Raw genomic sequence first — 25546 nt, forward strand, 5'->3', positions numbered from 1 at the left:
GTGTGGGGCTGCAGGACCGTTGGCGCCATGGATGGCGCCATCGAGCCCCCATGGACGGGTTTACGGCGTGTCCTGCAGCCTCACACCGCCCCGCCCAATTCTCAGCACTGCAGGGCCGCTTTGGCTGTTGCTGTGGCCTCGGCAGGTGCAGGGCGCAGCCCTGCCGAACCCTCACTTCACCCAGCTGTCGATCTCGCCGTGGGCGAACGGTCCCAGCTTCGCCTTCACCAGCCGGCCCTGTGCATCGAACAGCACGCTGTAGGGCAGCAGGCCCTGCGTATTGCCCAGCTGCACGCTGGCATCGCGTGGCCCGGGTGTCTCGATCACGATCGGGTAATCCACCGGTACCCGCTGCAGGAAACCGCGCACGTCTTCCGGCGTATCCAGCGCCAGGCCAAGAACCTGCACACCGTTGTCGCCCTGGGTGTGGGCAAAGCGCGCCAGTTCAGGCATTTCTTCAACGCAGGGCGCGCACCAGCTGGCCCAGACATTGATCAACAGCGGGCGGCCGGTAGCGTGCTGGCGCAGGTCCAGCGGTCGGCCTTCAAGATCGGGCAGCGACAGCGCGGGCAGGCTGTCGCCGACCTGCAGGGCGGGTGCCACCGCCGCCACCGCAGGCGCCGCTGGCATGGCCTCAGGCGCAGCCGGCGCGGGAGCCAATCGATGCCCGGCCCACAGGCCGAGGCCGGCGGCCAGCACCGCTGTCCACAGCAGCGCTGGCCGTTGCCATTTCATCGTGCGGTGCGCAGCAGCGCTTCCTCGACCACCGCCTGGGTCAGCAGGGTCGGCAGCACGGTCGGCGGTGCGCCGGGGCCGTACACCACGTACAGCGGCACGCCCACGGCCTTGTGCTCTTCCAGGAACGTGGTGATCTGCGGATCGACGTTGGTGTAGTCACCGCGCATGTACACCGCGTTGGTGCGCTTGAGCAGTTCCTTGAACTCTGGGCGCGACAGCACGGCGCGCTCGTTGGCCTTGCAGCTCACGCACCAGTCGGCGGTCATGTTCACGAACACCACGCGGTTGTCGGCGCGCAGGCGATCCAGCAGCTGCGGCGAGTATTCGACCACGTTGTCAGTGGCCGCCTGTGCGGCACGCGCCGGCGCTGCCAGCTGGGTCACGCCCCAGGCCGGAACCAGTGCACCGATCGCCAGCAGCACGCCGAGCAGGGTGACGGCGCGCGAGCCGGTCCAGCGGTTGCGTTCAAACAGCCACAGGCCGAAGGCCAGCAGCAGTAGGCCACCCAGCACCAGCGCCATGCCGTCCACGCCGCGCTGCTTGCCCAGCACCCACAGCAGCCACAGCACGGTGGCATACATCGGGAAGGCCAGCACGTGCTTGAGCGTTTCCATCCACGGGCCCGGCTTGGGCAGGCGGCGCGCCAGCGCCGGCACGAAGCCGATCAGCAGGAACGGCAGCGCCAGGCCCAGGCCGAGGAACAGGAACACGGTCATCGCCTTCAGCGGCGGGGCAATGAACGCGTAGGCAATCGCGCCGCCCATGAACGGGCCGACGCAGGCACTGCCGACCACGCAGGCCAGCGCACCGGTGAAGAAATCACCGGCCGGGCCACTGCGGCTGGCCAGCGACTGGCCGAGGTTGCCGATGCCGCCGCCCAGTGTGAACACGCCGGACAGGCTCAGGCCCACCGCGAACATGATGTAGGCCAGCGCCGCCACCACGCCCGGGTGCTGCAGCTGGAAGCCGATGCCGACGGCGTTGCCGATCGCGCGCAGGCCAACCATCAACGCACCGATCACCGCGAACGCGACCAGTACGCCCAGCGTGTACCAGAGGGCATGGCTGCGCGCGCGCTGCGGGCTTTCGCCGCTCTGCGCCAGGCTCAGGACCTTCAGCGACAGGATCGGCAGCACGCAGGGCATCAGGTTCAGTACCAGGCCACCGGCCAGCGCCAGCAGCAGGACCCATACGAACGAACGGTCCGGATTCGGCGTGGTCACCGGCGGTCGCGTGCGCAGCGCGTTGTCACCCTGTGCATCGGCGGCGAACTCACGGCTGGCGGTGCCGTCACCTGCAGCAGGGGCCGTTGCATCCGTATTGGGCACGGTTGGCAGCAGGCGCAGCGGTGCGCCGTTGGCGGCTTCGCGTGGTGCGCCGTTGGCAGCGGGCAGCGGGCTGATCACTTCATTGCGCGGTGGCGCCTGGTCGGCGCTGCTGCTGACCTTCCCGGCCGGAATGGACAGCTTCACCCGGCGGGTCATCGGCGGGTAGCAGATGCCATCGGTCTGGCAGCCCTGGAAGGTCACCACCAGGGTGCTGTCGACCGCATCGGCGACGGAGCGGCGCAGCGGCAGCGGCACTTCCACCTGGTTGAAGTAGACCGAGACATCGCCGAAGTGCTCGTCGCGATGCGACTGCGCGGCCGGCCAGCGCGGCTTGTCGGCCAGCACACCGGTGCTGCCTTCCAGCTTCAGCGAGGTGCGGTCGCGATACAGGTAGTAGCCCGGTGCCGGGCTGAAGCGCAGCAGCAGGGTATTGCCGTCGCTGGCGATGGCGTCGAAGCCGAACGCCTGCTCCGACGGCAGCGGCAGCGCCTGGCTGTTGCTGGCCGCACCCGGCAGGCGCAGGCCGCCGCTGTTGCCGGCACCGGCCAGCGGGTTGTTGAACGGGCTGGCCGCACCGGTGCGTGCAGCCGGGGCGTTGGCCTGTGCACCGGCACCGGGCAGGGTGACCTGCACCACGCGCTTCTGCGGCGGGTAGCAGACACCGGCATCGGCGCAGCCCTGGTAACGCACTTCCAGGCTGATGGTGCCGGCGGCGTCGGTCGGCGTGCCGGGCAGGGTGGCCTGCAGCCGCTCGCGATAGGTTTCAACCTCGCCGAAGAAATCGTCGTGGTGCTTGTCGCCCTTGGGCATCTGCAGCGCGCCGGCGTTGAAGGCCGGGTCGGCCTTGACGCTGGTGCGGTGGCGATACAGGTAGTAGCCCGGCGCGATCTTGAACTGCAGCTGCACCTGGCCGCGTTCGGGGGCGGTCGCTGTCAGCGCGAACGCCTGGTCCACCGGCAGCAGGTCCTTCTCATCCAGCGCGAAGGCCGGCAGCGAGAGCCACAACAGGGCGCACAGGGCGGCGCCACGCGCAAACAAAGTCTTCAATCAGTGTCCTCCCGGGTCTGTGCCCGGATCCAGTCCAGATACGCCGGCAGGCCGGCCCGGGTTTCGACCGCGATGCACTCCGGGAGTTCATACGGATGCAGTTCGACGATCCGGGCGATTGCGTCATCGACGCGGCTCGCGGTGGTCTTCACCAGCAGCTGCAGTTCGGTGTCGGTAGTGACCTCGCCCTGCCAGCGGTAGGTCGACTGCGCGCCCTCCAGCCGTGTGACGCACGCGGCCAGGCGCTCGCCAACAAGCGCGTGCGCGATGCGCTCGGCACTGGCCCGGTCCGGGCAGGTGGTCAACAGCAGCAGGACGGGATCGACGGTCGACATGACCGTCGAGTATAGGGCCGCCGCCGGGTCAGGGCCCGGCGGCGGCAATGGACCGCTGCGTTGCGCGGTCAGTTGGCCAGCTGGCAGGTGGCCGGCTTGGCCGAGGTGAACAGGGCCGGGGTGGCCCACTCGGGGTGGTCGATGAACGGGTTGCGGTTGCCCTGGAAGCTGTAGATCACGTCGTTGCGGGCACGCTCGGCATCATCCGGCGGATCGGACAGGTGCCAGTCGATCAGCGTCGAGAGCAGGCCCATGTAGGCCGGCGAACTGCTGGTCTTGACGATCCTGCTGCGGTCGTCGGTCAGCTCCAGGTCCGGCTCGGACTGGCCGGTGGCCGCATCCTTGCCGCCCTCGTAGCGGATCGCCATGTACATCACCGCACGCGCCATGTCGCCCTTGCGCTTGCCCCACACCTCGAAGGTGCCGGTGTTACCGTCCGGCGTGCGCACCCAGTTGGAGTTGCCCGGGTAGCCGCCGCTGCCGCCGCCCTGGCCGTTGTTGGCCTCGGTGGCGCGCTCGCCGCAGTTGGCGTCGCACTTGCCGAACGGCTTGTTGCCACGGTCGGCGTTCCACTGCGCATCGGTCAGGTACAGCATGTGGGTGTCGGTGTACGGCGCGTAAGGCAGGCCCTTGTCACCGGTGGTGCTGGCAAAGCCCAGCGAGTTCGGCCAGGTGTGCTCGCGGTTGTACTTCAGGCCACTGCCGCTGCCGGCGCGGTCGGTCACCTTGGCGTAGCTGCGGTTGCGGTACGCATCCAGGATCCTGCCGCTGTTGTTCGGATCCTCGTCGGCGATTTCCAGGATGGTCCACGTACTGGTGCCCGAGCCGCTGTACGGGTAGGCGGTGTGGCCCTTGATGGTGGCGTGCAGCGAGCAGCGAAGCTGGCTGGGGCTGCTGGTGTTGACCCTGGAGTAGTAACCGGCCGGCACGCCGGGGTTGCCCGGGTCCGGATTGCCGCCGGTGGTTGCCACGGTGAAGGCGATGCGGCTGTCGGCAGCCGGGTGTGCGCCCTGCAGGTCGGTGATGCGCGCGGCGCGGATGTCGAAGCGGCAGGCTTCACCGGCCACCAGCGCGGTGTTGGTGGACAGCTTCACGCTGCGGCCGCTGGCCGGGTAGGTCAGCGGCACGCTGCCGGAGGTGCCGCAGCTCAGGGCGAAGGCGCCACTGGCCAGGTTCACCGTCTCGCTGAACACCACTTCCAGGTCGGCGGCAGCCGGGAAGGTGCTGCTGCCCTGCGCCGGGGTGGTGGTGGACACCGACGGCGGCGTGTTCGGGCCCGGGGTGCCACCCCCGCTGAAGGTCTGGCCGTTGTTGCAGCTGCCAAACGTCTGCTTGGCCGATTCGGCCCAGGTGAAGTGGGCGTACTGGCTGCCACTGCCGGTAAGCTGAAGCGAGGTGCCCGGGGCCGTGCTGTTGGTCTCGGCCACCGGAATGTTCTGGCTGGTCATGCCGGCGGCAGGGCCACCGGAGGCGGTGATGGCGCCCTCGTAGCTGAGGAACTGGACCACCTTGCCGCTGGCATCGACCAGGGCGATGCCGTCGTTCGGACCGTTCTGCAGGCCGTTGGTCGGGTAGCTGACCACGGCCAGGGTGGCGCTGCCGCAACCCGCGGCGGTGCCGGCCGGGACCGGGTTGTTGGCGTAGACCGTGGCCGCCGAAGGATTGCTGCCGTTGTAGAGGTGGAGGCGGTAGCCGGACAGGTCCTCGCCCGCGGTAGCGACCACTTCGATGGCTTCGCCGACGTCACCGGCGGCGGTGCTGTCGTCGTAATGCAGTTCGTTGATGAAGACCTCGGCCTGGGCCGGCGCGGCGGCCAGCGCCAGCAGGCAGGCGGCGGCAAGCGGGGACAGCAATCGCATCGACTACTCCTTGTGATTGGGAATGCGCGGCCGAGCCTAAGGCCGATCCAGTGACACTTTGTCGTAAATGAACGTCAGATATCTGACAGTGGGACATCTATCACTAAATAGCACCCCTTGCCCCCTTGGCTTGCCGCACTGCATCCCTATACAGGCGTCCACGCAGGGAGGCAGGTTTCCCGGTCCCGAGAAAAATTTCGGGATCAGCCCTTGAAAGGTCTGTGGAGGTCTCCATCTCTGTCGTGCTCCCGACTTGTCGGGCTTTTTCACGCGCGTTGCTGGCACTCGTCTGGTGCGACTGCTAACATCGCCGGACTTTTTTAGACCAATCAATAACTTAAGAGGTCTCTCATGAGCATCAAGCCGCTGCACGACCGCGTTGTGGTCAAGCCGATCGAAGCCGACGAAATCTCCGCCGGTGGCATCGTCATTCCGGATTCGGCCAAGGAAAAGTCCACCAAGGGTGAAGTCGTGGCCGTCGGCCCGGGCAAGCCGCTGGACAACGGCAGCGTGCGCGCGCCGTCGCTGAAGGTCGGCGACAAGGTCATCTACGGCCAGTACGCCGGCAGCTCGTACAAGAGCGAAGGCGTCGAGTACAAGGTCCTGCGCGAAGACGACGTGCTCGCCGTCATCGGCTGAGCCTCGGCGCGACCTGCTTTTCTGTAAGACATCCCCTTTCGTCGCCGGGCCCGGCCCGGTGCAAACATCGAGGTAATCGCAATGGCTGCCAAGGATATTCGTTTCGGTGAAGACGCCCGTTCGCGCATGGTGCGCGGCGTCAACGTTCTCGCCAATGCCGTCAAGGCCACCCTGGGCCCGAAGGGCCGCAACGTCGTGCTGGAAAAGAGCTTCGGCGCGCCGACCATCACCAAGGACGGCGTGTCCGTCGCCAAGGAAATCGAACTGGCTGACAAGTTCGAGAACATGGGCGCGCAGATGGTGAAGGAAGTTGCTTCGCGCACCAACGACGACGCCGGCGACGGCACCACCACCGCCACCGTGCTGGCCCAGGCCCTGATCCGCGAAGGCGCCAAGGCCGTTGCCGCCGGCATGAACCCGATGGACCTCAAGCGTGGTATCGACAAGGCCGTCGTGGCCGCCGTTGCCGAGCTGAAGACCATCTCCAAGCCGACCGCCGACGACAAGGCGATTGCCCAGGTCGGTACCATCTCGGCCAACTCGGACGAGTCGATCGGCCAGATCATCGCTGACGCGATGAAGGAAGTCGGCAAGGAAGGCGTGATCACCGTTGAAGAAGGCTCGGGCCTGGACAACGAGCTGGACGTGGTCAAGGGCATGCAGTTCGACCGCGGCTACCTGTCCCCGTACTTCATCAACAACCAGCAGTCGCAGACCGCTGACCTGGATGACCCGTTCATCCTGTTGCACGACAAGAAGATCTCCAACGTCCGTGACCTGCTGCCGGTGCTGGAAGGCGTCGCCAAGGCCGGCAAGCCGCTGCTGATCGTTGCCGAAGAAGTTGAAGGCGAAGCGCTGGCGACCCTGGTGGTCAACACCATCCGTGGCATCGTCAAGGTCGTGGCCGTCAAGGCTCCGGGCTTCGGCGACCGTCGCAAGGCGATGCTGGAAGACATGGCCGTGCTGACCGGCGGCACCGTGATCTCCGAAGAAGTGGGCCTGTCGCTGGAAAAGGCCACCATCAAGGACCTGGGCCGCGCCAAGAAGGTGCAGGTCTCCAAGGAAAACACCACCATCATCGATGGCGTGGGTGACAAGGCTGCCGTCGACGCACGCGTCGGCCAGATCAAGACCCAGATCCAGGACACCTCCTCGGATTACGACCGCGAGAAGCTGCAGGAACGCGTGGCCAAGCTGGCCGGTGGCGTTGCCGTGATCAAGGTCGGTGCTTCGACCGAAATCGAAATGAAGGAAAAGAAGGATCGCGTCGACGACGCCCTGCACGCTACCCGTGCAGCCGTTGAAGAAGGCGTGGTCCCGGGCGGCGGCGTGGCCCTGGTCCGTGCGGTCACCGCACTGGCCGGCCTGAAGGGTGCCAACGAAGACCAGAACCACGGCATCCAGATCGCCCTGCGCGCGATGGAAGCCCCGTTGCGCGAAATCGTGGCCAACGCCGGTGAAGAACCGTCGGTCATCATCAACAAGGTCAAGGAAGGCACCGGCAGCTTCGGCTACAACGCCGCCACCGGCGAGTTCGGTGACATGCTGCAGTTCGGCATCCTGGACCCGACCAAGGTGACCCGTTCGGCGCTGCAGAACGCAGCTTCGATCGCTGGCCTGATGATCACCACCGAAGCCATGGTTGCCGAAGCTCCGAAGAAGGACGAGCCGGCCATGGGTGGCGCCGGTGGCATGGGCGGCATGGGTGGCATGGGCGGCATGGACTTCTAAGTCCCCACGTTCGCCCCGCAATGAAAAACCCCGCCGCAAGGCGGGGTTTTTTTGTGGCCGGCCGCAACGGCATCGCTTTCCGAGCGGCTCATCCTGCGTCCTGCAGGGTGTGTGTGCCTGCTTCCTGCGGCGTCATCAATGCTGCATGCAACCAGGTCATGAAAGCAGGTATCGCCGCGTTGGCCTCGCCGTCCGCACGCGTCACCGCGTAGTAGGCGAAGGCCTGTGGCCAGGGCTGGTCGATCACCACCTGCAGCCGGCCATTGGCGAGTTCTTCGGCCGCGTGGATGTCGCGCACCAGGGCGATGCCTTGCCCGGCCACCGCCGCGCGGATCAGCAACAGGTCGTCATCGAACGCAGGGCCGCGCTCCAGTCGTTCATCGACGGGCAGATCCAGTGCCTGGAACCACAGCCGCCAGTCGCTGCGGTCGGCGTCCTGCAGCAGCGGCAGCTGCAGGCAATCCTGTACCGAGCTGACCGTCGGTGCGCCGGCCAACAATGCTGGACTGGCCACCGGCAGCAGTACCGGCGCCAGAAGATGCTCGGCATGCAGGCCAGGGTAGCGGCCCAGTCCATGACGGATCGCGATGTCCACGCCGTCGCGGCGCAGGTCGACCAACGCCGCGCTCGAGTCCAGCTGCACGTCCACCTGCGGATGCAACGCACTGAACCCGCCCAGTCGCGGCGCCAACCACTGTGCGGCGAAGCTCGGTGCCGCGCTGATGCGTAGCGTGCACCGTGTTTCCCAGCGTTCGAGTGTCTGCAGGCTCTGTGCGATCTGATCGAAGGCCTGCAGCAGCTCCGGATACACGCGCGCGCCGGCTGCACTGAGCACCACGCCATGCCGGGTGCGGTCGAACAGGCTCACGCCCAGCCGCTCCTGCAGCTGTCGAAGCTGCTGGCTGATTGCACCAGGTGTCACCCCCATCGCATCGGCGGCGGCGGTCAGGCTGCCATGTCGGCCGGTTTCAACGAAGGCCCGCAGGCCCAGCAGCGGCAGCACCGCACCCATCTCAACTCTCCTGTAACCGCGTCGGCACGCGCCGCGCTGCGACAGCATATCGACCGCACTGCAGGCTGTCGCGCGCGCGTCGCGCACGTTGAGCCCCGCTCAACTCCCCGTGCAGAAGACATCGTTTCCCCGCGACGCAGGCCTTTCCTAGACTGCCTGCACGGCTGCTGCAGCGCCCGTTCCCGCATCGCCCGGCCACCTTCAACGGCCGGTGCATGCCGTCGCTCCCTGCGTCCAGGATTCCCATGAACGAACCTTCGCTGCACCTGTACTCCGACAGTTCTCCCAATGGCTTCAAGGCCACCATCGCACTGGAAGAGCTGGGTCTTCCCTATCGCCTTCACCACGTCCACATCGCCGATGGCGAACATCGCCATCCCGACTTCCTGCGGCTCAACCCGCATGGCCGCATTCCCGTGCTGGAAGATCGCGCGCGCGGCATCGTTGTCTTCGAATCGGCGGCGATCCTGATATACCTGGCCGAACAGGGCAATGCGTTGCTGCCTTCCGAACCGGCTGCACGCTGGGAGACGCTGACCTGGCTGATGTTCCATGCCGCCAGCGTCGGCCCGATCCTCGGCCAGCGCGTGCATTTCGAGCACTTCGCACAACAGCCCGATTCCGCGGCAATCGAACGCTACCGCCGCCTGAGCGACGAGCTGTTCGGCGTACTCGACCAGCGCCTGCAGGGACGCGAGTGGTTGGCTGGCGATCACTACTCGATTGCCGACATCGCCCACTTCGGCTGGCTGCACATCGCCCGCATCATCGACATCGATTTGTCGCGGCATCGCCATCTGGATGCGTGGTACGCACGGGTTGCCGCACGCCCTGCGGTACAGCGCGGCGTGCAGCTGCCCGAGCCGGCCACCGGACCGTAAGGAGGCGACGCATATGAACGATTCCATTGCAGTGCCGGGCGCGTCGGCGCCGGTCTTTGCCACGCACCCGGGCTACCAGCGCATGTTCCGCGCCGACGCGCTGACCCTGGGCATCTACCTGCCGCTGCGCTTCTACCAGGGCGACATGGCCGTGCTGCAGGGCCAGGCGCGGCTGGTGGAGGAGATCGACCGCCATGGCTTCGCTGCGGTATGGGTGCGTGACGTACCGCTGTTCGATCCGTTGTTCGGCGATGCGGGGCAGCTGTTCGATCCATTCACCTACCTTGCGTGGCTGGCAGCGCGCACACAGCGCGTGGCCCTGGCCACCGGCAGCGTGGTGCTGCCACTGCGCCATCCGATCGATCTGGCCAAGGCCGCGGCGTCGATCGATCAGCTGTCCGGTGGGCGGCTGGTGATGGGTGTGGCGTCCGGTGATCGACCGCTGGAGTTCCCGGCCTATGGACTGGAGCACGCGGCGCGCGGAGAGCGTTTTGCCACCGCAATGAACGAGATGCGCCGTTGGCTGCAACCGGGCACGGATGGACGGATGACACATGCCGGTGCCGGGCAGGGCGTGCAGTTGCTGCCGCCCACGGTCAGTGGCCGCGTTCCGCTGATCGTCACCGGTGGCGCGCGCCAGCCACTGGAATGGATCGGCCAGCATGCCGATGGCTGGCTGACCTACCCAGAGGCCACCCATGACAACGCTGGTCCGCAGCGGCTGGCCGCGAAGATCGGCGCCTGGCGCGCGCTGATTCCGGACGGCGGCTTCCGTCCGCACATGACCAACGAATGGATCGACCTGGTGGACGATCCGGATCATCCACGCATGCCGTTGCAAGGGGGCTATACCCTGCGCACCGGCCGCAAGGGCCTCATCGACCTGCTGCAGGCCTGGCAGCGCGCCGGCGTGAATCACGCGGCGCTGGGTATCCAGTTCGCCGCGCGTCCTGCCGGCGACGTGCTGCAGGAGTTGGCGGAGGAGGTGCTGCCGCTGTTCCCGTCGCATCCGGGGCCGGCGCCGAAGGTGATGGACTGGTAGCACGTTCGCAGGCGCCGGCCGCTGCTCAGTTGGCCGGCCGACGCAGGCAGATCCGTGCGGCGCCGGCACCGATGTCCACCTGGCCGCCGCGCATTGCATCGGCACCGAGGATCAGCGCCGGCCGTGCCTCCAGGCCAATGGCCTTGAATACCGGCAGCTCGCTGATCCGTACTTCCATCTGGGGATGTCGCCAGCCAGCGCTGGTCATGCTGGGCAGGGTGTACAGCCAGGTGGCCTGCCTTCCGCCACCCAGGCCTTCAGTGCCTTTCCCGCGAACACGCACGCGCTGGTCGCTGCTGTCGGTGCGCACGCCCAATGCGCGTGCGGCTTCGGCATTGAGCACGGTCTGCGCCGCGCCGGTATCGACCACGGCGATGGCTTCCACACCGGCATCACCCAGTGCCACCGTGATGAAACCGAAGTGGCGCAATCCAGCCTTGCGATCCGGCAGTGCGTTGGCCTGGCACCCGTTTCCATCCAGCGCGAGCCGGCCCGGGGTCCACAGCGCGAGCTCATTGCGGCCGAAGTCCCAGCGGGTATCCCAGCGTCCGGTCAGGTCATTGCCGACCAGGCCATCAATGACCGCCTCATCATCCTTCGCCAACGAGGACAGATCGGCCTGAACGCCACTGGCCTGCAGCTGCCAGCTGCCCAGCCGCCAGGACGTGGTGCGCATCCGTCGCAGCTGGGCCGCCTTCGCACTGGCGCCTTGCGCATGCGACACCGCCGCATCGGCGTCTTCCAGACCATAGCGCCGGGCCACGCGGTCATCCACCAGGGTCGCACCGGCTGCACTGTCGACCACGAAGCGCAACGGCTCCGCACGCCCGTCCAGCGAGACGGCCACGGCCGGATGCCCGCCCTGCATCCACATCGGCAGCACGTGTTCGGGGGCATCGCCTGCCAGCGCAGGCAGCGGGAGGGCAAGCAGGGGAAGCAGGGTGAGGCGCAAGGCGCATCTCCGTAGTGATCGATGACGACCATTGGCGCGCCCTGGCGTATCGCGGGAATATCGGCGCTGATACCGTCCTGATACACAACGGCCCGATACTGACCCCATGAACGCTCCCGCCCGGGTCATCGTTGTCGATGACGACGCCAGCATCCGTGATGCCATCGCCGACTGCCTGCAGCTGCATGGCTACGATGTGCGGGTGGCGGGCGGTGCGGCGGCGTTGGATGTGCTGCTGCAGGCCGAGCGCCCGGACGTGATCATCCTCGACTGGATGATGCCCGGCGAGGATGGCCTGTCGGTCTGCCGCCGGCTGCAGGCGCGGGCGATCCCGATCCTGATGCTGTCGGCGATGGGCAGCGCGCCGGACCGGGTGGTCGGTCTGGAGATGGGGGCAGACGACTACCTGGCCAAACCGTTTGATCCGCGTGAGCTGCTGGCACGGGTGCGGGCGCTGTTGCGCCGCCAGCACAAGCTGCGTGAGCAGGTGGCCAACGAGCTGCGCTTTTCTGGATGGCGGTTGCTTCCTGGGCAGCGCCGCCTGATCACGCCGGATGGCGCTGAGCTGGCCTTGAGCCGTGGTGAATTTTCCCTGCTGCTGGTGCTAGCCGAGCGCCCCGGGCGGGTGCTCGGCCGCGAGCAGTTGCTGCAGCTGATGCACGGCGAACCCAGCGACAGCGTTGATCGTGCCATTGATCTGGCGATCAGCCGATTGCGCCGCAAGCTGGGACACGCAGTGCCCGGCGCTGAAGCCCTGGTGCAGACACTGCGCGGGGAAGGCTATCGCTTCGGTACCGAGGTCCAGGTGCTGTGAATACCCGCTGGTCCACTGCGCGCTGGATCGCGGTGCTGGCCCTGGCCAGCCTGTTGCTGGCCACCCTGGTCAGCGTCGCGGTGGTGGGCTGGATGCCACGCCCCGCGCCGCCGCCGATGCGGTTGGACCAGGCCACGCAGGTGCTGCGGGGGGAACAGACGCCGGCGTCGCTGGGCCTGCATCTGGCGACGCAGGCAGCGCCGCCGCAAGGCAGCGCCAGCGATTGGCTTACGCAGCTGGCGGCGCTGCAGCTGGGCTCGCCGGTGGAGGATGTTCGGCTGGTATGGAGTGGACAAGGCAAGGCGCCCGATGTGCAGATCATCGAAGGTGGCGCGGTGCTGGATGCCACGGCGCGGGCCGGCGTACTGAAGGCGCAGTCAGCAGTGCTGACCGCCATGCAATGGCCGCCGTTCGAACTGGGCGTGCGCCAGGCCGATGGCCGTTGGCGGGTGGTGGGCAGCGATCACAGCGATCTGGCGGCCTGGCGCCGCCAGGTGGTGCTTGCCCTGCTGGGCGGTGCCGTACTGCTGGCGCCGTTGGCAGCATGGGCGTCAATCCGCTTGGGGCGCCCGTTGCGACGCTTGGCCGAAGCCAGTGCACGTGTGGATCTGCAGGCCGATACACCCTTGCCGGATGACGGCCCGCGCGAAGTGCAGGTGCTGGCTGCGGCGATCAGCGCGGGTCGTGGGCGGCTGCGCGAACAGGCACAGGACATGACCCGCATGCTGGCTGCTGTAGCGCACGACCTGCGCACGCCGCTGACCGGCCTGCGCCTGCGTGCGGAGTTCGCACCACCGGCACAGGCCGCACGGATGGTGGCCGACATCGAACGCATGGATACGATGATCGAGCAGGTGCTCGACTACGCACGCGGCGAACTGCAACCGCTGGAGTTGCGGCAGCTTGACCTGGCGGCGTTGCTGGAAGAGTGCGTGCAGAGTGCTCTCCTGCGCGGCATCGATATCTCCGCCGAGGGACCTGACGTGCTGCCTTGGCAGGGCGATGCGCTCCTGCTGCGGCGGGCGATCGACAACCTCATCGACAACGCCGCTCGCTATGCCGGCGCAGTGGAACTGCGGGTCGCGGTGGTGGGGCGCGGGGCGCAACTGGATGTGATGGACCGCGGTCCGGGCATCGCCGAGGGCGACCGTGTACGCGTGCTGCAACCGTTCCAGCGCAGCGAGAGTTCGCGCAGTCGCGCCACTGGCGGAGCGGGACTTGGGCTGGCAGTGGCGGCCAACGTGGCACGGCGGCATGCAGGTGAACTGCAGCTGCTGCAGCGTGATGGCGGTGGATTGATCGCCCGCCTGCTGCTGGGGACGGCTCCCTGACAGCACGTACGGATTGACGCGGCACCGCTCTTTCGATTTATGATTAGGCGCCTAATCATATAGGTATGGATGATGATCGAAGCCAAGCACCATGCCCTGATGGATGAGGCGAAGCGACGCGGCCACGCCAACGTCGCGCAGCTGCGCCTGTGCTTCCAGCTGCTGTCGTTGTCGTCGTCCATCGACCACGATTGCGCCACCCGGCTGGCGCCACACGGGCTCAGTGAGGGTCGCTTCATCGTGCTGTTCCTGCTGCATGGGGCCGGTGGCACGCTACCGCCCCACGAGCTGGCCGAACGCGCAGGCGTCACCCGCGCCACCATCAGCGGCCTGCTCGATGGCCTGCAGCGCGAAGAACTGCTGCAGCGTCGCAGCGATGCTGAGGATGGCCGTCGCCTGCAGATCGTATTGACCGCACGGGGAAAACGCTTGGCCGAGACACTGTTTGACCAGCACACACAGTGGATCGGTGGCCTGTTCAATGGTCTGGATACCGATGAACAGCAGCAGCTGTCGCGGTTGCTGCACAAGGTCTGGCAGCACACCGATGCTGGACGAGAGTCTGCAGCATGAGCCCGGCGATTGCGGCGCAACGCCTGCATGAACTCAACACCGGTCGCGTTGCCACCACCCATCTGGCCGAATGCCTGGCAGTGGATTTCGCCGCGTTGCTGCAGGTGGTGGCGCCTGAGCTTGCACCGGAAGCGCTGCAACGCATGCGGGATGCCTCAGGCAAGGGCATCACGCTGCGCATGGCCTTGGCCGCGCAACTGCTGCGTGAGGCGGGGCAGGGTGCGCCTGAGTTCTGGCAGGATCACAGCTCCGATACCGTGCGTGGCTGGGCCTGCTATCTGGTCGGCAGCGATGCCCGCGCAACGTTGGCAGAGAAGCTGCAGCAGATGCGCACGCTGGCCGATGACCCACACTTCGGTGTGCGCGAATGGGCGTGGCTGGCGCTACGCACGGACATCGTTGCCGCGCCGATGCAGGCGCTTGAGTACCTGCAACCCTGGACACAGGAAACATCGCCGTACCTGCGCCGCTTTGCCTGTGAAGCGCTGCGCCCACGCGGTGTCTGGGCCACGCATATCGCACTGTTCAAGCAGCATCCGGAACTTGCATTACCCATGTTGGAAGCACTGGCTGACGACCCGGAACGCTATGTGCAGGATTCGGTCGGCAACTGGCTCAATGACGCCGGCAAGACTCAGCCGCAGTGGCTGCGCGAGCTGTGCACGCGTTGGCAGCACGAGCGCCACAGCGACGCCAACGCCTACATCCGCAAACGCGCACTGCGCTCGTTCCGGTTGGGCCGGCCGCTGGCCGCCAACCCCGCAACCTCGTAAACCTCAAGGAAGAACCTCATGTCCCATACCTTCATCGAGCTCTACACCGCCACACCTGCCTGGACCACACTCCCACCCGAGCAGCGGAATGCCTTCTTCGCCCGTATTGGCGCCGGCATGCAGCAGTTCGATCCAGCCCGCATCACGCCGCTGGCGATGGGCCGCATTGCCACGGGCGTACCGCACGGCAGCGATGAGCAGTTCTATGCGGTCTGGCGCTGTGCAAGCCGCGAGGAGGTCGATGCGCTGGTGGCCGGCATCGCCGCGACCGGCTGGCATGCGTACTTCACCACCACCCATGCGGTAGGCGCGATGGACAGCATGGCCCAGCACCTGGCCGACCTGGCCGCCCTGTAGCGGGGCGGCAGACGCCGGCAGATCCCGGGCCTCGGCATGGGAGGCACATGCGCCTGTCACCCAGACACGGTAAACAGTGCATTGCCCATGTCCATCCGCAGGGAAGTTGATCATGCAGAGCACGCTCCAGGTCACGCTGTTCGGCCCTCTTGGCGACAGCCCGGCGTTGCAGTTGCCGGGCCTGGAGGGGCCGTCGGTGGCCATCCCGGAATCGGCCCTGCGGCGGTTGGTTTCCGACCTCTACACCGCGCGTTCCCTGCTCAACCCCGAGCAGCTGGACGAAGCCCGGCAGGAACTGGATCGCGTGCTGGAGCGCTGGGCCGACATCCATGAGGGCCTGCTGCTGGACGTGGAAGTGCATGGTAAATGAGCAACTTCGCGTGGCTGCCGCCGCGTAGGCATGGCTGGTGCGCACCTCGCTGAACCGCGTCCCCAGTTGCGGATGAAACATTTTGCACTGCGCAAAAGCTGTGCTATCAATAGATCCCATGAACGCAGCCCCCACCAGCTTTTACTGGTATTACTTTCCGAAGCCACTGGCGGAGGAAGGACTGCGCTCACCCTGAAGAAAGCTTCAGACGCATTCCCGAAAGCCGCCAGCGAACCTGGCGGCTTTTTTCATGCCGCCACGCTGGGGACCCCCAACGTTCCGGAGATCTCCTGCAATGCCCCCGCACACCGACGACCTGCGTATCCGCACCATCGAACCGCTGACACCGCCTGCCCAGCTGCTGGCGATGCTGCCCTGTGACGATGAAGCCTCCGACACCGTCAGCGCCTCGCGCGCGGCCCTGCACCAGATCCTGCATGGCCGTGACGACCGCCTGGCGGTGGTGGTTGGCCCGTGCTCGATCCACGACCCGAAGGCCGCCATCGAGTACGCCCAGCGCCTGAAGCCGCTGCGTGACGCGCTGGCCGGAGAACTGGAAATCGTCATGCGCGTGTACTTCGAGAAGCCGCGCACCACGGTGGGCTGGAAGGGCCTGATCAACGACCCGGACCTGGACGGCAGCTTCAGGATCGACAAGGGCCTGCGCATCGCCCGCGGCCTGCTGCGCGACATCAACAAACTCGGCCTGCCGGCCGGTGTCGAATTCCTCGACGTGATCTCGCCGCAGTACATCGCCGACCTGGTGGCATGGGGCGCGATCGGCGCACGCACTACCGAAAGCCAGGTGCATCGCGAGCTGGCGTCGGGGCTGTCGTGCCCGGTCGGCTTCAAGAACGGCACCGATGGCAACGTGAAGATCGCCGCTGACGCGGTGGGTGCCGCGTCCAATCCGCATCACTTCCTGTCGGTCACCAAGCAGGGCGGTACCGCCATCGTGTCGACCACCGGCAACCCGGATTGCCATGTGATCCTGCGCGGCGGCAAGCAGCCGAACTACGACGCAGGCAGTGTTGCTGAGGCCTGCCAGGTGCTGGCCAAGGCGAAGCTGCCGACGCGTCTGATGATCGACGCCAGCCATGCCAACAGCCTGAAGAACCCGGAGAACCAGCCGAAGGTGATCGACGACATCGCCGTTCAGCTGGAAGACGGCGAGCAGCGCATCGTTGGCGTGATGATCGAGAGCCATCTGGTCGGTGGCCGCCAGGAACTGGTGGAAGGCCAGCCGCTGATCTACGGGCAGAGCATCACCGATGGCTGCATCGACTGGGACACCACCGTCACGGTGCTGGAGCGACTGGCTGCGGCCGTGCGCGCCCGTCGCGACGTGAAGGTGTCCGAAGCAGCTTGATGGAAGCCGCCTGAGTGCGGCACGTGTGTGGATGGCGGCCAGCGCCTGCGGGGGTGCGGCCGCGATCAGGGCCGGTCGGAGTTGGAGACCGGCCCATCTGCACCGGCGATGCGCCTGGCGCTGCGCATGAGCGACAGCGCCAGGTACATCGCCGGGGTGGCAGTAGATCCACGCCATGCGTGGACGATTCGCCGTCCCCGGCAATGACGGCTACGACCCGCTGGAGGCCACATTTGTCGCGGGCCCGTCGGGTCGCACCCGGCACGCCAAGTGGTCCAGTCCGCACAGTGCGATGATCCGCCTTGGACACGTAGAGTCGAGCTTGCTCGACTGCGGAAAAACGTGCACCAACGGCAGTCGAGCAAGCTCGACTCTACTCAAGGTCCGCAGTAGATCCACGCCATGCATGGATGTGGGCCACAATGCGATCACTTCTCCTTGCGGCTGCCGCCATGAAAGAACTGATCATCCCTGAAGCTGCCCAACGCGACGAATCTTCGGTCGAGATGATTCGCGTGTGGATCGCTGAGCGCGGGTTGCATGCATCATTGAAAGTGGGGCTGTACGAGGATCGCCCCGACATCCGCGAAGAACGTGCCTGGGGGCGAATTCTTGCCGACGTTGCCCAGCACGTTGCCGACGCGCTGGTGACCAGTGAGGGCATGGACCGTGACGTGGTGGTCGAGGCCATCAAGGCAGCCTTCAACGAGGAGCTGCAGGCGCCATCCAGCGGCCGGTCCGGCGGGTTCGTCGTGCGGCATTGACGGTAGATCCACGCCACGCGTGGATGAATTCCCCGCCCCACATTCACCGCTTCGCCCGAATCCTCGCCAAGGCCAGATACATCGCCGGGGTCGTGTACAGCGTCAGCCACTGGCTGACCAGCAAGCCGCCGACAATCGCAATGCCCAGCGGTTGCCGCAGCTCCCAGCCTTCGCCGTTGGCCAGCATCAGCGGCAGCGTGCCCAGCAGCGCCGCCAGCGAGGTCATCAGGATCGGCCGCAGGCGCAACCGCGCGGCTTCCATCACTGAATCCTGCGCGCTCAGCCCGCGCCGCTCGCCGGCCAGCGCGAAATCCACCAGCAGGATGGTGTTCTTCATCACCACGCCCACCAGCAGGAACAGGCCGAGCAGGGCGATCAGGTTCAGTTCGTTGCCGAACAGCCACAACGCCAGCAGCGCGCCGACACCGGCCGAAGGCAGGGTGGACAGGATCACCAGCGGCTGCAGGAAGCTCTCGTAGAGGATGCCCAGCACCAGGTAGACCGCCAGCGTGGCGCCCAGCACCAGCCATAGCTGGCGCGCGCGCAGCTGATCCAGCCCGCCGGCTTCACCGGACAGTTTTCCCTGGACCGAACGCGGAAGCATCAGTTTCGCCATCGCACCATCGATCGCCTGCGTGGCCTGTTCCAGGCCCACCCCCGGTGCCAGCGCGAACTCGATCCAGATCGAGGCGAACTGCTCGCTGTGGTACACCCGGTCCGGTGCCATGCCATAGCGCCAGCTGGCGATGCTCGACAGCGGAATGCGCTGGCCGTTGCCATCGATCACCTGCAGTCGTGACAGCGTGCCCGGGTCCTGGGTGTGCTTCGGGTCCAGCTCCATCACCACGCGGTACTGGTTGAGGCTGTCGTACAGCGTGGCGACCTGGCGCTGGCTGAAGGAGTTGTTGAGCATGTTGGCGACGGTGCGCAGGTCCACGCCGTGGCGCGCGGCTGCTTCGCGGTCGATATCCAGCACCACCTGGCGCATGCCCGCTTCACCCTGTGCTTCCACGTCCACCAGTTCGGGCAGGCCACGCAGCGCGGCCGCCACCTTCGGCGCCCATTCGCGCAGTGGTGCTGTATCGGCCGACAGCAGCTGGAACTCGTACTTGCCGCTGCTGCCGGCGCCCTCCAGGCGGATGTCCTGGTCCACCCACAGATAGAGATTGCCGCCGGGCAGCTTGGGCAGCCGCGCGCGCAGGCGGTCGATCACCTGTTGGCTGGACACCTTGCGCTCGGCCAGCGGCTTCATCTTGATCATGATGAAGGCGTTGTTGACCCCGTTGCTGCCACCGATGTAGCCGATGATGTCCTCGATGGCCGGATCGGACAGCAACAGCTTCCTGTACGCATCGATCTTCGGTTGCATGGCCTGGAAGGACAGGCCGTCATCGCCGCGCGCGAAGCCGCGCAGCTGCGCGGTGTCCTGCTTGGGCACGATGCCCTTGGGCACCTGCTGGAACAGCCACGTGTTAAGCGCGATGACTGCAACGAAGGCCAGCAACGGCCAGCGCAGCCGGCGCAGGCTGGCCTGAAGCGTGCGCAGGTAGGCGCTGCGCACACGTTCGAACAGCGCATTGCTGCCCCGCTGCCAGCGCGAGGGTTGCTGCGCGGCATCCACGAACAATCGTGCACACAGCATCGGCACCAGGCTCAGCGCGACCAGCACGGAGACCGTCATGGCCGCCACCAGGGTCAACGAGAATTCGCGGAACAGGCGTTCGACGAAGTCGTCCAGGAACAGGATGGAGACGAACACCACGGCCAGTGCAACGTTCATCGACAGCAGCGTGGCACCGACTTCCGATGCACCCCGTACTGCCGCCTGCCAGCGGTCGGCGCCCAGTTCGCGATGGCGGGCGATGTTCTCCAGCACCACGATGGCATCGTCCACCACCAGCACGGCGGCGACGATCAGCGCCATCAATGAAAGCGTATTGAGTGAGAAGCCCATCAGCGCGATCAGCGCCAGCGTGCCGAACAGCACCACCGGAATGGCCACGCTGGGCACCAACGCTGCACGCCAGTGGCCGAGGAAGCCGAGCACCACCAGCACCACCAGCACGATCGCCAGCACCAGCGTGAGCTCTGCTTCGTGCAGGGTGGCGCGGATCACCGGCGAGCGGTCCATCACCAGCCGCATGTCCACGCCGGAGGGCAACAGCGCATGCAGTTGCGGTAGCTGCGCCTGGATGGCATCAACGGTGGCGATGATGTTGGCGCCGGGTTGGCGGCTGACGATCAGCAGCACGGCGGGGCGTTCGTTGTGGAAGCCGCTGGCGTAACGGTCTTCCACGCCATCGGCAACGGCGGCGACATCGCCCAGCCGCAGCGTGCGGTCGTCGCTGACCTTCAGAGCCAGTTCGCGGTACTGCGCGGCCTGGCGCAGCTGCAGCGGCGCTTCCAGCTGCCACTGCTGGCGGTCATCGCCCACGGCACCCAGCGGGCGCATGGCGTTGGCGCGGCCGATGGCCTGGGCCACGTCCTCCAGTGCCAGGCCTGCATGGTTCAGTGCATTCGGGTCCAGCGATACACGCACGGCGGGCAAGGCGCTGCCGCCCACCTGCACTTCGCCCACGCCCGGCACCTGCGACAGCTTCTGCGCCAGCACGGTGGAGGCCAGGTCATACAGCTGGCCTGGCGAACGCGTGTCCGAGGTCAGTGCCAGCGCCAGGATCGGTGCCTGTGAGGGATTGACCTTGCGGTACTGCGGCATGCCGGGCATGCCACTGGGCAACTGCCCGCGTGCAAGATTGATGGCGGCCTGCACTTCACGCGCTGCCTCATCGATGTCGCGGCCGAGTACGAACTTCAGTTCGATCTGGGTCTGGCCCTGGGTGCTGGCCGAGTCGATGCGTGAGATGCCGGGCAGGCTGCCCAGTGCGCGCTCCAGCGGCGTGGCGACGGTGGCTGCCATCGACTCGGGCGAGGCGCCGGGCAGGCTGGCACTGACTTCAATGGCCGGGTAATCGACCTGTGGCAGCGGCGCCACCGGCAACAGGCGCAATGCCAGCAGGCCGGCCAGCACCAGCGCCACCGCCAGCAGGATCGTCGCTACCGGGCGCTGCACGCAGGCCTGCGCCAGGCGCGCGATGGGGGTCACGCGCTCGCCTCGTCAACGGCCACCGGGGACGTCGCACGGCCACGCTGCAGGCGATCAAAGGCCAGGTAGATCACCGGCGTGGTGAACAGGGTCAGTACCTGGCTGACCAGCAGCCCCCCTACCATCACCCAGCCCAGTGGCTGCCGCAGCTCGGCGCCGGAACCGCTGGCCAGCATCAGCGGCACTGCGCCGAACAGCGCGGCCAGCGTGGTCATCAGGATCGGCCGGAAGCGCAGCAGCGCGGCCTGATGGATCGCCTCGCGCGGTGACATGCCGCGTGTGCGCTGCGCGTCCAGCGCGAAGTCGATCATCATGATCGCGTTCTTCTTCACCAGGCCGATCAGCAGCACGATGCCGATCACCGCGATCAGGTCCAGGCTGCGTCCGCTTACCCACAGTGCCGCCAACGCACCGACGGTGGCCGAGGGCAGGGTGGAGAGGATGGTGATGGGGTGGATGAAGCTCTCGTAGAGCACGCCCAGCACGATGTACATCACCACCACCGCGGCCAGGATCAGCCACAGTGTGGACGACAGCGAGCTGCTGAAGGCCGCTGCGGCACCCTGCAGGCGAAGTTCGATGCTCTGCGGCAGGTTCACCTGTGCGCGCGCGGCGTGCACAGCCTCCACCGCTTCGCCCAGCGAAGCACCCGGGGCAAGGTTGAACGACAGCGTGGCCGCCGGGAACTGGCCGACATGGTTGCGCAGCAGGGCGGTCGGGCCCAGATCCACGCGTGCCACCGCACCCAGCGGCACGGTCTGCCCACTGCTGCTGCGCACACGCAGGCCCGTGATCGCCTCCGGCCCGGGCTGTCGTGAAGGATCGGCCTCCAGCACCACCCGGTACTGGCTGGCCTGGGTGAAGATGGTCGAAATCTGGCGCTGCCCATAGGCGTCGTACAGCGCATCGGCTACTGCTTCCACGCTTACGCCCAGGCGCGCCGCCGCATCGCGGTCGATCGCCACGCGCGCCTGCCGGCCCTGCATCTGCAGATCGCTGGCGACATCGCGCAGTGCAGGTTGCTGGCGTAGCGCCTGCAGCAGCTTCGGGGTCCAGCGTTCCAGTGTTTCAAGATCCGGCGTGGTCAGGGTGAACTGGTACTGGGTGCGGCTGATGCGGTCTTCGATGCCCAGCTCCTGTACCGGCTGCAGGTACAGGGTGATGCCGGGGATCTTCGACACGCGCTGTTGCAGGCGCGCCATCACTACGGCGGCGCTATCGCGGTCGCCGTGCGGTTTCAGCTCGATCAGCAGGCGGCCGGTATTGAGCGTGGCGTTGTTGCCGTCCACGCCGATGTAGGAGGACACACTGGCCACCGCCGGGTCTGCTTCGATGGCCGTGGACAGCGCCTGCTGGCGCTCGCGCATGGCCTGGAACGAGATCGCCTGTGGTGCCTCGCTGATGCCCTGCACCAGGCCGGCATCCTGCACCGGGAAGAAGCCCTTGGGCACGGCGAAGTACAGCGCCACGGTCAGTGCGAGGGTGGCAACGGTGGCCAGCAGCATCAGCGGCTGGCGCTGCAGCACCCAGCGCAGCTGGCGGTCGTAGAGGCCGATGACGCGGTCGAAGACATCGGGCGCATGTGCAGTCTTCGCGTGCGGCTTCAGGAACCGCGCGCACAGCATCGGCGTCAGCGTCAGCGAGACCACCAGCGAAATGCCGATGGCTACAGCCAGTGTCACTGCGAACTCATGGAACAGTGCACCCACCAGGCCGGCCATGAACAGCAGCGGGATCAGCACCGCGATCAGCGAAACAGTCAGCGACACCAGGGTGAAGCCGATCTCGGCTGCGCCTTTCAGCGCTGCATCGCGGGGGCTTTCACCTTCCTCCAGATGGCGGGCGATGTTCTCCAGCATCACGATGGCATCGTCCACCACGAAGCCGGTGGCGATGGTCAGCGCCATCAGCGTGAGGTTGTTGAGCGAGTAGCCGGCCAGCAGCATCACCGCAAAGGTGCCGATGAGCGACAGCGGTACCGCGACGCTGGGAATGAGCGTGGCCGGCAGATTGCGCAGGAACACCCAGGTGACCAGCACTACCAGGCCGATGGCCAGTACTAGTTCTTTCTGCACGCCGCGCACCGACGCGCGGATCGATTCGGTACGGTCGCTCAGTACATTCATCTGCACGCCGGCGGGCAGCGTGGCCTGCAGCTGCGGCAGCAGCGTACGCACCTGCTCGACCACGGCGATCACGTTGGCGCCGGGCTGGCGCTGGATGTTCACCAGCACTGCCGGCGTGGTACCGCTCCAGGCGGCCAGCTGCCGGTTCTCGGCGCCATCGGTAATGGTGGCTACATCGCCCAGCCGCAGCGGTGCGCCGTCGCGCCAGGCCAGTACCAGGGCACGGTACTCATCCACGCTGCGCATCTGATCGTTGGCATCGAGCATCACCGCGCGGATCGGGCCGTCGAAACTGCCCTTGGGCAGGTTGACGTTGGCGGCGGCGATGGCGGTGCGGATGTGGTCCATGCCCAGGTTGTTGGCGGCCAGCGCCGCTGGATTGACCTGGATGCGCACCGCCGGGCGCTGGCCACCGGCCAGGCTGACCAGGCCGACGCCGGGCAACTGCGCCAGGCGCTGGGCAATGCGCGTATCCACCAGATCGTGCACCTGCGGCAGCGACAGGCCTTGCGAGGTAACCGCCAAGGTCAGGATGGGGGTGTCGGCGGGGTTGACCTTGCGGTACACCGGCGGCACCGGCAGGTCGTCGGGCAGGAAGCTGCCCGCCGCGTTGATGGCGGCCTGCACGTCCTGCTCGGCCACACCCAGCGACACCTCCAGCCCGAACTGCAGGGTAATGACCGAGGCGCCACCGGAACTGGTCGACGACAGTTGTTTCAGGCCGGGAATCTGCCCGAGCTGGCGCTCCAGCGGTGCGGTGATGGTGCGTGTGGTCAGTTCGGGGCTGGCCCCCGGATACAGCGTGGTGATCTGGATGATCGGGTAATCGACCTGCGGCAGCGCCGCCACCGGCAGCAGGCGATAGGCCAGCACGCCGGACAGCAGCAGCGCCACCATCAGGAGAGTCGTTGCGACCGGGCGCAGGATGAACGGGCGCGAGAGGTTCATGCGCCGGCCTTGGTCGCGGCCTCCTCGGTGATGATCTCCACCGCCGTGCCGTCTTCCAGCCCGTCGATGCCTTCGATCACCACCTTGTCCCCTGCGGCCAGCCCGGAGCGCACGGCCACGCGTCCATCATCGGCTGGACCGAGCACCACGGTGCGGCGTTGTGCCTTGCTGTCCTTGTCGACGATATGCACGTAGTTGCCCTGGCTGCCGAACTGCACGGCGGCATCGGGAATCAGCAGCGCGGGCTGCTCGCCCAGCTGCAGGCGGACGTTGACGAACTGGTTGGGGAACAGCGCCAGATCGTGGTTGTCGAAGTGCGCACGCAGTTTCAACGTGCCGGTGGTGGTATCGATGCGGTTGTCGACGCTGGACAGCGAGCCGCGGGCCAGCTGCCGGCGTTCTTCGCGGTCCCAGGTTTCCACCGCCAGTGCCGGTTGCGCCTGCACGGCATCGAGCAGCGCAGGCAGCTCGGGTTCGGGCACGGTGAACAGCACGCTGATCGGCGCGGTCTGCGCCAGCGTCACCAGGCCTTCGGCATCGCTGGCGCGCACCAGGTTGCCCACGTCCAACCGGCGCAGCCCGACGCGGCCACTGACCGGCGCGGTGATGCGGGTGTACTGCAGCTGCAGGCGCGCTTCATCAACAGACGCCTGATCGCTGAGGCGGCGGCCCTGCAGCTGGCGCACCTTGCTCTGCTGGTCGCTCAGTTCCTGCCCGGACACGTAGTTCTGCTTCTGCAGTTCGCGGTAGCGCTGCAGCTGGCGCTCGGCGTTTTCCAGCTCGGCCAGATTCTGCTGCTGGGTACCCTGGGCCTGTGCCAGCTTCACTTCATACGGGCGCGGGTCGATCTGCGCCAGCAGATCGCCGGCCTTCACCTGCTGGCCTTCCTGGAAATGCAGCCGCAGCAGTTCGCCATCCACGCGGCTGCGTACCACCACGCTGTGCAGCGGGGTGACCGTACCGACCGCCTTCAGGCGCAGCACCAGCGGCTCGGCGCTGGCACGCGCCACGCGTACCGGCACCGTCTTGCCCGGCGCATCGTCGCTGCTGCCGGCGCCATTCCGGGGCCACAGCCACCACGCCAAAAGGGCGGCGAGGGCAATGGCCAGCACCGCCCACAACAGGCGGGCACGACGGAAACGGGAATTTTCGGCGACAGACATGGGGCATCCTGCGCCCTGCGCGCGCAGGGACATGCGGGCCCGTCGGTGCGTTCACGGCATCACGGGCAGCGGGGAGGGAGTGTCTGGCGGGGCCGCGGGCGCGGCGTGGCTGGATGCCGTCGCAGCAGCGACGGGGCGACAATGGTAGCCAATCACCCCGGCCAATGCCGCATGACCAACGTCATGCAACGCAAGCGGTAGTGGCGGGGGGGGGGGGGGCCCGCCCGGGCCAGGGTGGGGGGGGGGGGGGGGGGGGGGGGCGGGCGGGCGGGGGCCCACGCCCACACACCA

At 67.1% G+C, this 25546-nt stretch carries 21 protein-coding genes; 12 read left to right on the plus strand and 9 right to left on the minus strand.

The window, feature by feature from the left end; all coding sequences use genetic code 11:
* Window positions 1-171 precede the first annotated feature (171 nt).
* The 4 genes from ABE423_RS16415 to ABE423_RS16430 form a co-directional block, all read right to left on the minus strand.
* Window positions 172-735 (minus strand): TlpA disulfide reductase family protein, encoded by a 564-nt coding sequence (locus ABE423_RS16415; protein WP_107433205.1) that lies wholly within the window; start codon window positions 733-735, stop codon window positions 172-174.
* Complete coding sequence (locus ABE423_RS16420; protein ID WP_125892151.1) at window positions 732-3113, minus strand: protein-disulfide reductase DsbD; 2382 nt, start codon at window positions 3111-3113, stop codon at window positions 732-734. The genes ABE423_RS16415 and ABE423_RS16420 overlap by 4 nt, the downstream gene beginning before the upstream one ends.
* Entirely contained in the window at window positions 3110-3448 is a 339-nt protein-coding gene (gene cutA, locus ABE423_RS16425) for a divalent-cation tolerance protein CutA (protein WP_006396762.1), read from the minus strand. The genes ABE423_RS16420 and cutA overlap by 4 nt, the downstream gene beginning before the upstream one ends.
* Window positions 3449-3516: 68 nt before the next feature.
* Window positions 3517-5307: an endonuclease gene (locus tag ABE423_RS16430; protein WP_125892153.1), complete on the minus strand. Its 1791-nt coding sequence runs from the start codon at window positions 5305-5307 to the stop codon at window positions 3517-3519.
* A gap of 351 nt (window positions 5308-5658) precedes the next feature.
* On the opposite strand from ABE423_RS16430, the gene ABE423_RS16435 reads away from it, so the two are divergent.
* The gene (locus ABE423_RS16435) at window positions 5659-5946 is read left to right on the plus strand and encodes a co-chaperone GroES (protein WP_006396661.1); all 288 of its coding nucleotides are present in this window, start codon (window positions 5659-5661) and stop codon (window positions 5944-5946) included.
* A gap of 81 nt (window positions 5947-6027) precedes the next feature.
* Window positions 6028-7677 (plus strand): chaperonin GroEL, encoded by a 1650-nt coding sequence (gene groL / locus ABE423_RS16440; protein WP_014038666.1) that lies wholly within the window; start codon window positions 6028-6030, stop codon window positions 7675-7677.
* An 88-nt stretch (window positions 7678-7765) separates the two neighbouring features.
* On the opposite strand, the gene ABE423_RS16445 is transcribed toward groL, so the two are convergent.
* Entirely contained in the window at window positions 7766-8689 is a 924-nt protein-coding gene (locus tag ABE423_RS16445) for a LysR substrate-binding domain-containing protein (protein WP_125892155.1), read from the minus strand.
* Window positions 8690-8934: 245 nt separating this feature from the next.
* Between ABE423_RS16445 and ABE423_RS16450 the strand changes: the two genes are divergently transcribed.
* Together ABE423_RS16450 and ABE423_RS16455 are read left to right on the plus strand one after the other, a co-directional pair.
* On the plus strand, window positions 8935-9570 hold the full coding sequence (locus ABE423_RS16450; RefSeq protein ID WP_346486766.1) for a glutathione S-transferase family protein: 636 nt from the start codon (window positions 8935-8937) through the stop codon (window positions 9568-9570).
* A gap of 13 nt (window positions 9571-9583) precedes the next feature.
* The gene (locus ABE423_RS16455) at window positions 9584-10612 is read left to right on the plus strand and encodes an LLM class oxidoreductase (protein WP_346486768.1); all 1029 of its coding nucleotides are present in this window, start codon (window positions 9584-9586) and stop codon (window positions 10610-10612) included.
* Window positions 10613-10637: 25 nt separating this feature from the next.
* Here the strand turns inward: ABE423_RS16455 and ABE423_RS16460 are convergent, their stop codons facing one another.
* On the minus strand, window positions 10638-11564 hold the full coding sequence (locus ABE423_RS16460) for a pepsin/retropepsin-like aspartic protease family protein (RefSeq protein WP_346486770.1): 927 nt from the start codon (window positions 11562-11564) through the stop codon (window positions 10638-10640).
* Between the two features lie 106 nt (window positions 11565-11670).
* Between ABE423_RS16460 and ABE423_RS16465 the strand changes: the two genes are divergently transcribed.
* The 8 genes from ABE423_RS16465 (at window position 11671) to ABE423_RS16500 (ending at window position 17915) form a co-directional block, all read left to right on the plus strand.
* Window positions 11671-12378, plus strand: coding sequence for a response regulator transcription factor (locus ABE423_RS16465; RefSeq protein WP_346486772.1), 708 nt, complete (start codon window positions 11671-11673; stop codon window positions 12376-12378).
* Between the two features lie 32 nt (window positions 12379-12410).
* Window positions 12411-13709, plus strand: a complete 1299-nt coding sequence (locus tag ABE423_RS16470) for an ATP-binding protein (protein ID WP_125426967.1) — start codon at window positions 12411-12413, stop codon at window positions 13707-13709.
* 72 nt (window positions 13710-13781) lie between these two features.
* Window positions 13782-14282 carry a MarR family transcriptional regulator gene (locus ABE423_RS16475; protein WP_329893335.1) on the plus strand — a complete coding sequence of 167 codons (501 nt, stop codon included), beginning with the start codon at window positions 13782-13784 and terminating at the stop codon, window positions 14280-14282.
* On the plus strand, window positions 14279-15055 hold the full coding sequence (locus ABE423_RS16480; RefSeq protein ID WP_346486775.1) for a DNA alkylation repair protein: 777 nt from the start codon (window positions 14279-14281) through the stop codon (window positions 15053-15055). The genes ABE423_RS16475 and ABE423_RS16480 overlap by 4 nt, the downstream gene beginning before the upstream one ends.
* Window positions 15056-15073: 18 nt before the next feature.
* The gene (locus ABE423_RS16485) at window positions 15074-15412 is read left to right on the plus strand and encodes a DUF6616 family protein (protein ID WP_088027429.1); all 339 of its coding nucleotides are present in this window, start codon (window positions 15074-15076) and stop codon (window positions 15410-15412) included.
* 112 nt (window positions 15413-15524) lie between these two features.
* A complete protein-coding gene (locus ABE423_RS16490) occupies window positions 15525-15782 on the plus strand; it encodes a hypothetical protein (RefSeq protein WP_005414620.1) in 258 nt (85 codons plus the stop codon).
* 295 nt (window positions 15783-16077) lie between these two features.
* Complete coding sequence (locus ABE423_RS16495; RefSeq protein WP_346486777.1) at window positions 16078-17151, plus strand: 3-deoxy-7-phosphoheptulonate synthase; 1074 nt, start codon at window positions 16078-16080, stop codon at window positions 17149-17151.
* Window positions 17152-17603: 452 nt separating this feature from the next.
* Window positions 17604-17915 (plus strand): DUF5076 domain-containing protein, encoded by a 312-nt coding sequence (locus ABE423_RS16500; protein ID WP_080356512.1) that lies wholly within the window; start codon window positions 17604-17606, stop codon window positions 17913-17915.
* Between the two features lie 43 nt (window positions 17916-17958).
* Here ABE423_RS16500 and ABE423_RS16505 read toward each other — a convergent pair whose 3' ends face one another.
* Genes ABE423_RS16505 through ABE423_RS16515 form a run of 3 tightly spaced genes read right to left on the minus strand, consistent with a single transcriptional unit; the run spans window position 17959 to window position 25255 of the window.
* The gene (locus ABE423_RS16505; RefSeq protein ID WP_346486780.1) at window positions 17959-21018 is read right to left on the minus strand and encodes an efflux RND transporter permease subunit; all 3060 of its coding nucleotides are present in this window, start codon (window positions 21016-21018) and stop codon (window positions 17959-17961) included.
* A complete protein-coding gene (locus ABE423_RS16510) occupies window positions 21015-24092 on the minus strand; it encodes a multidrug efflux RND transporter permease subunit (RefSeq protein WP_346486781.1) in 3078 nt (1025 codons plus the stop codon). The genes ABE423_RS16505 and ABE423_RS16510 overlap by 4 nt, the downstream gene beginning before the upstream one ends.
* Window positions 24089-25255 (minus strand): MdtA/MuxA family multidrug efflux RND transporter periplasmic adaptor subunit, encoded by a 1167-nt coding sequence (locus ABE423_RS16515; RefSeq protein WP_006396352.1) that lies wholly within the window; start codon window positions 25253-25255, stop codon window positions 24089-24091. The genes ABE423_RS16510 and ABE423_RS16515 overlap by 4 nt, the downstream gene beginning before the upstream one ends.
* Window positions 25256-25546: the final 291 nt, after the last annotated feature.

Source organism: Stenotrophomonas sp. TWI1409 (genome assembly GCF_039673015.1).
Lineage (GTDB): Bacteria > Pseudomonadota > Gammaproteobacteria > Xanthomonadales > Xanthomonadaceae > Stenotrophomonas > Stenotrophomonas maltophilia_A.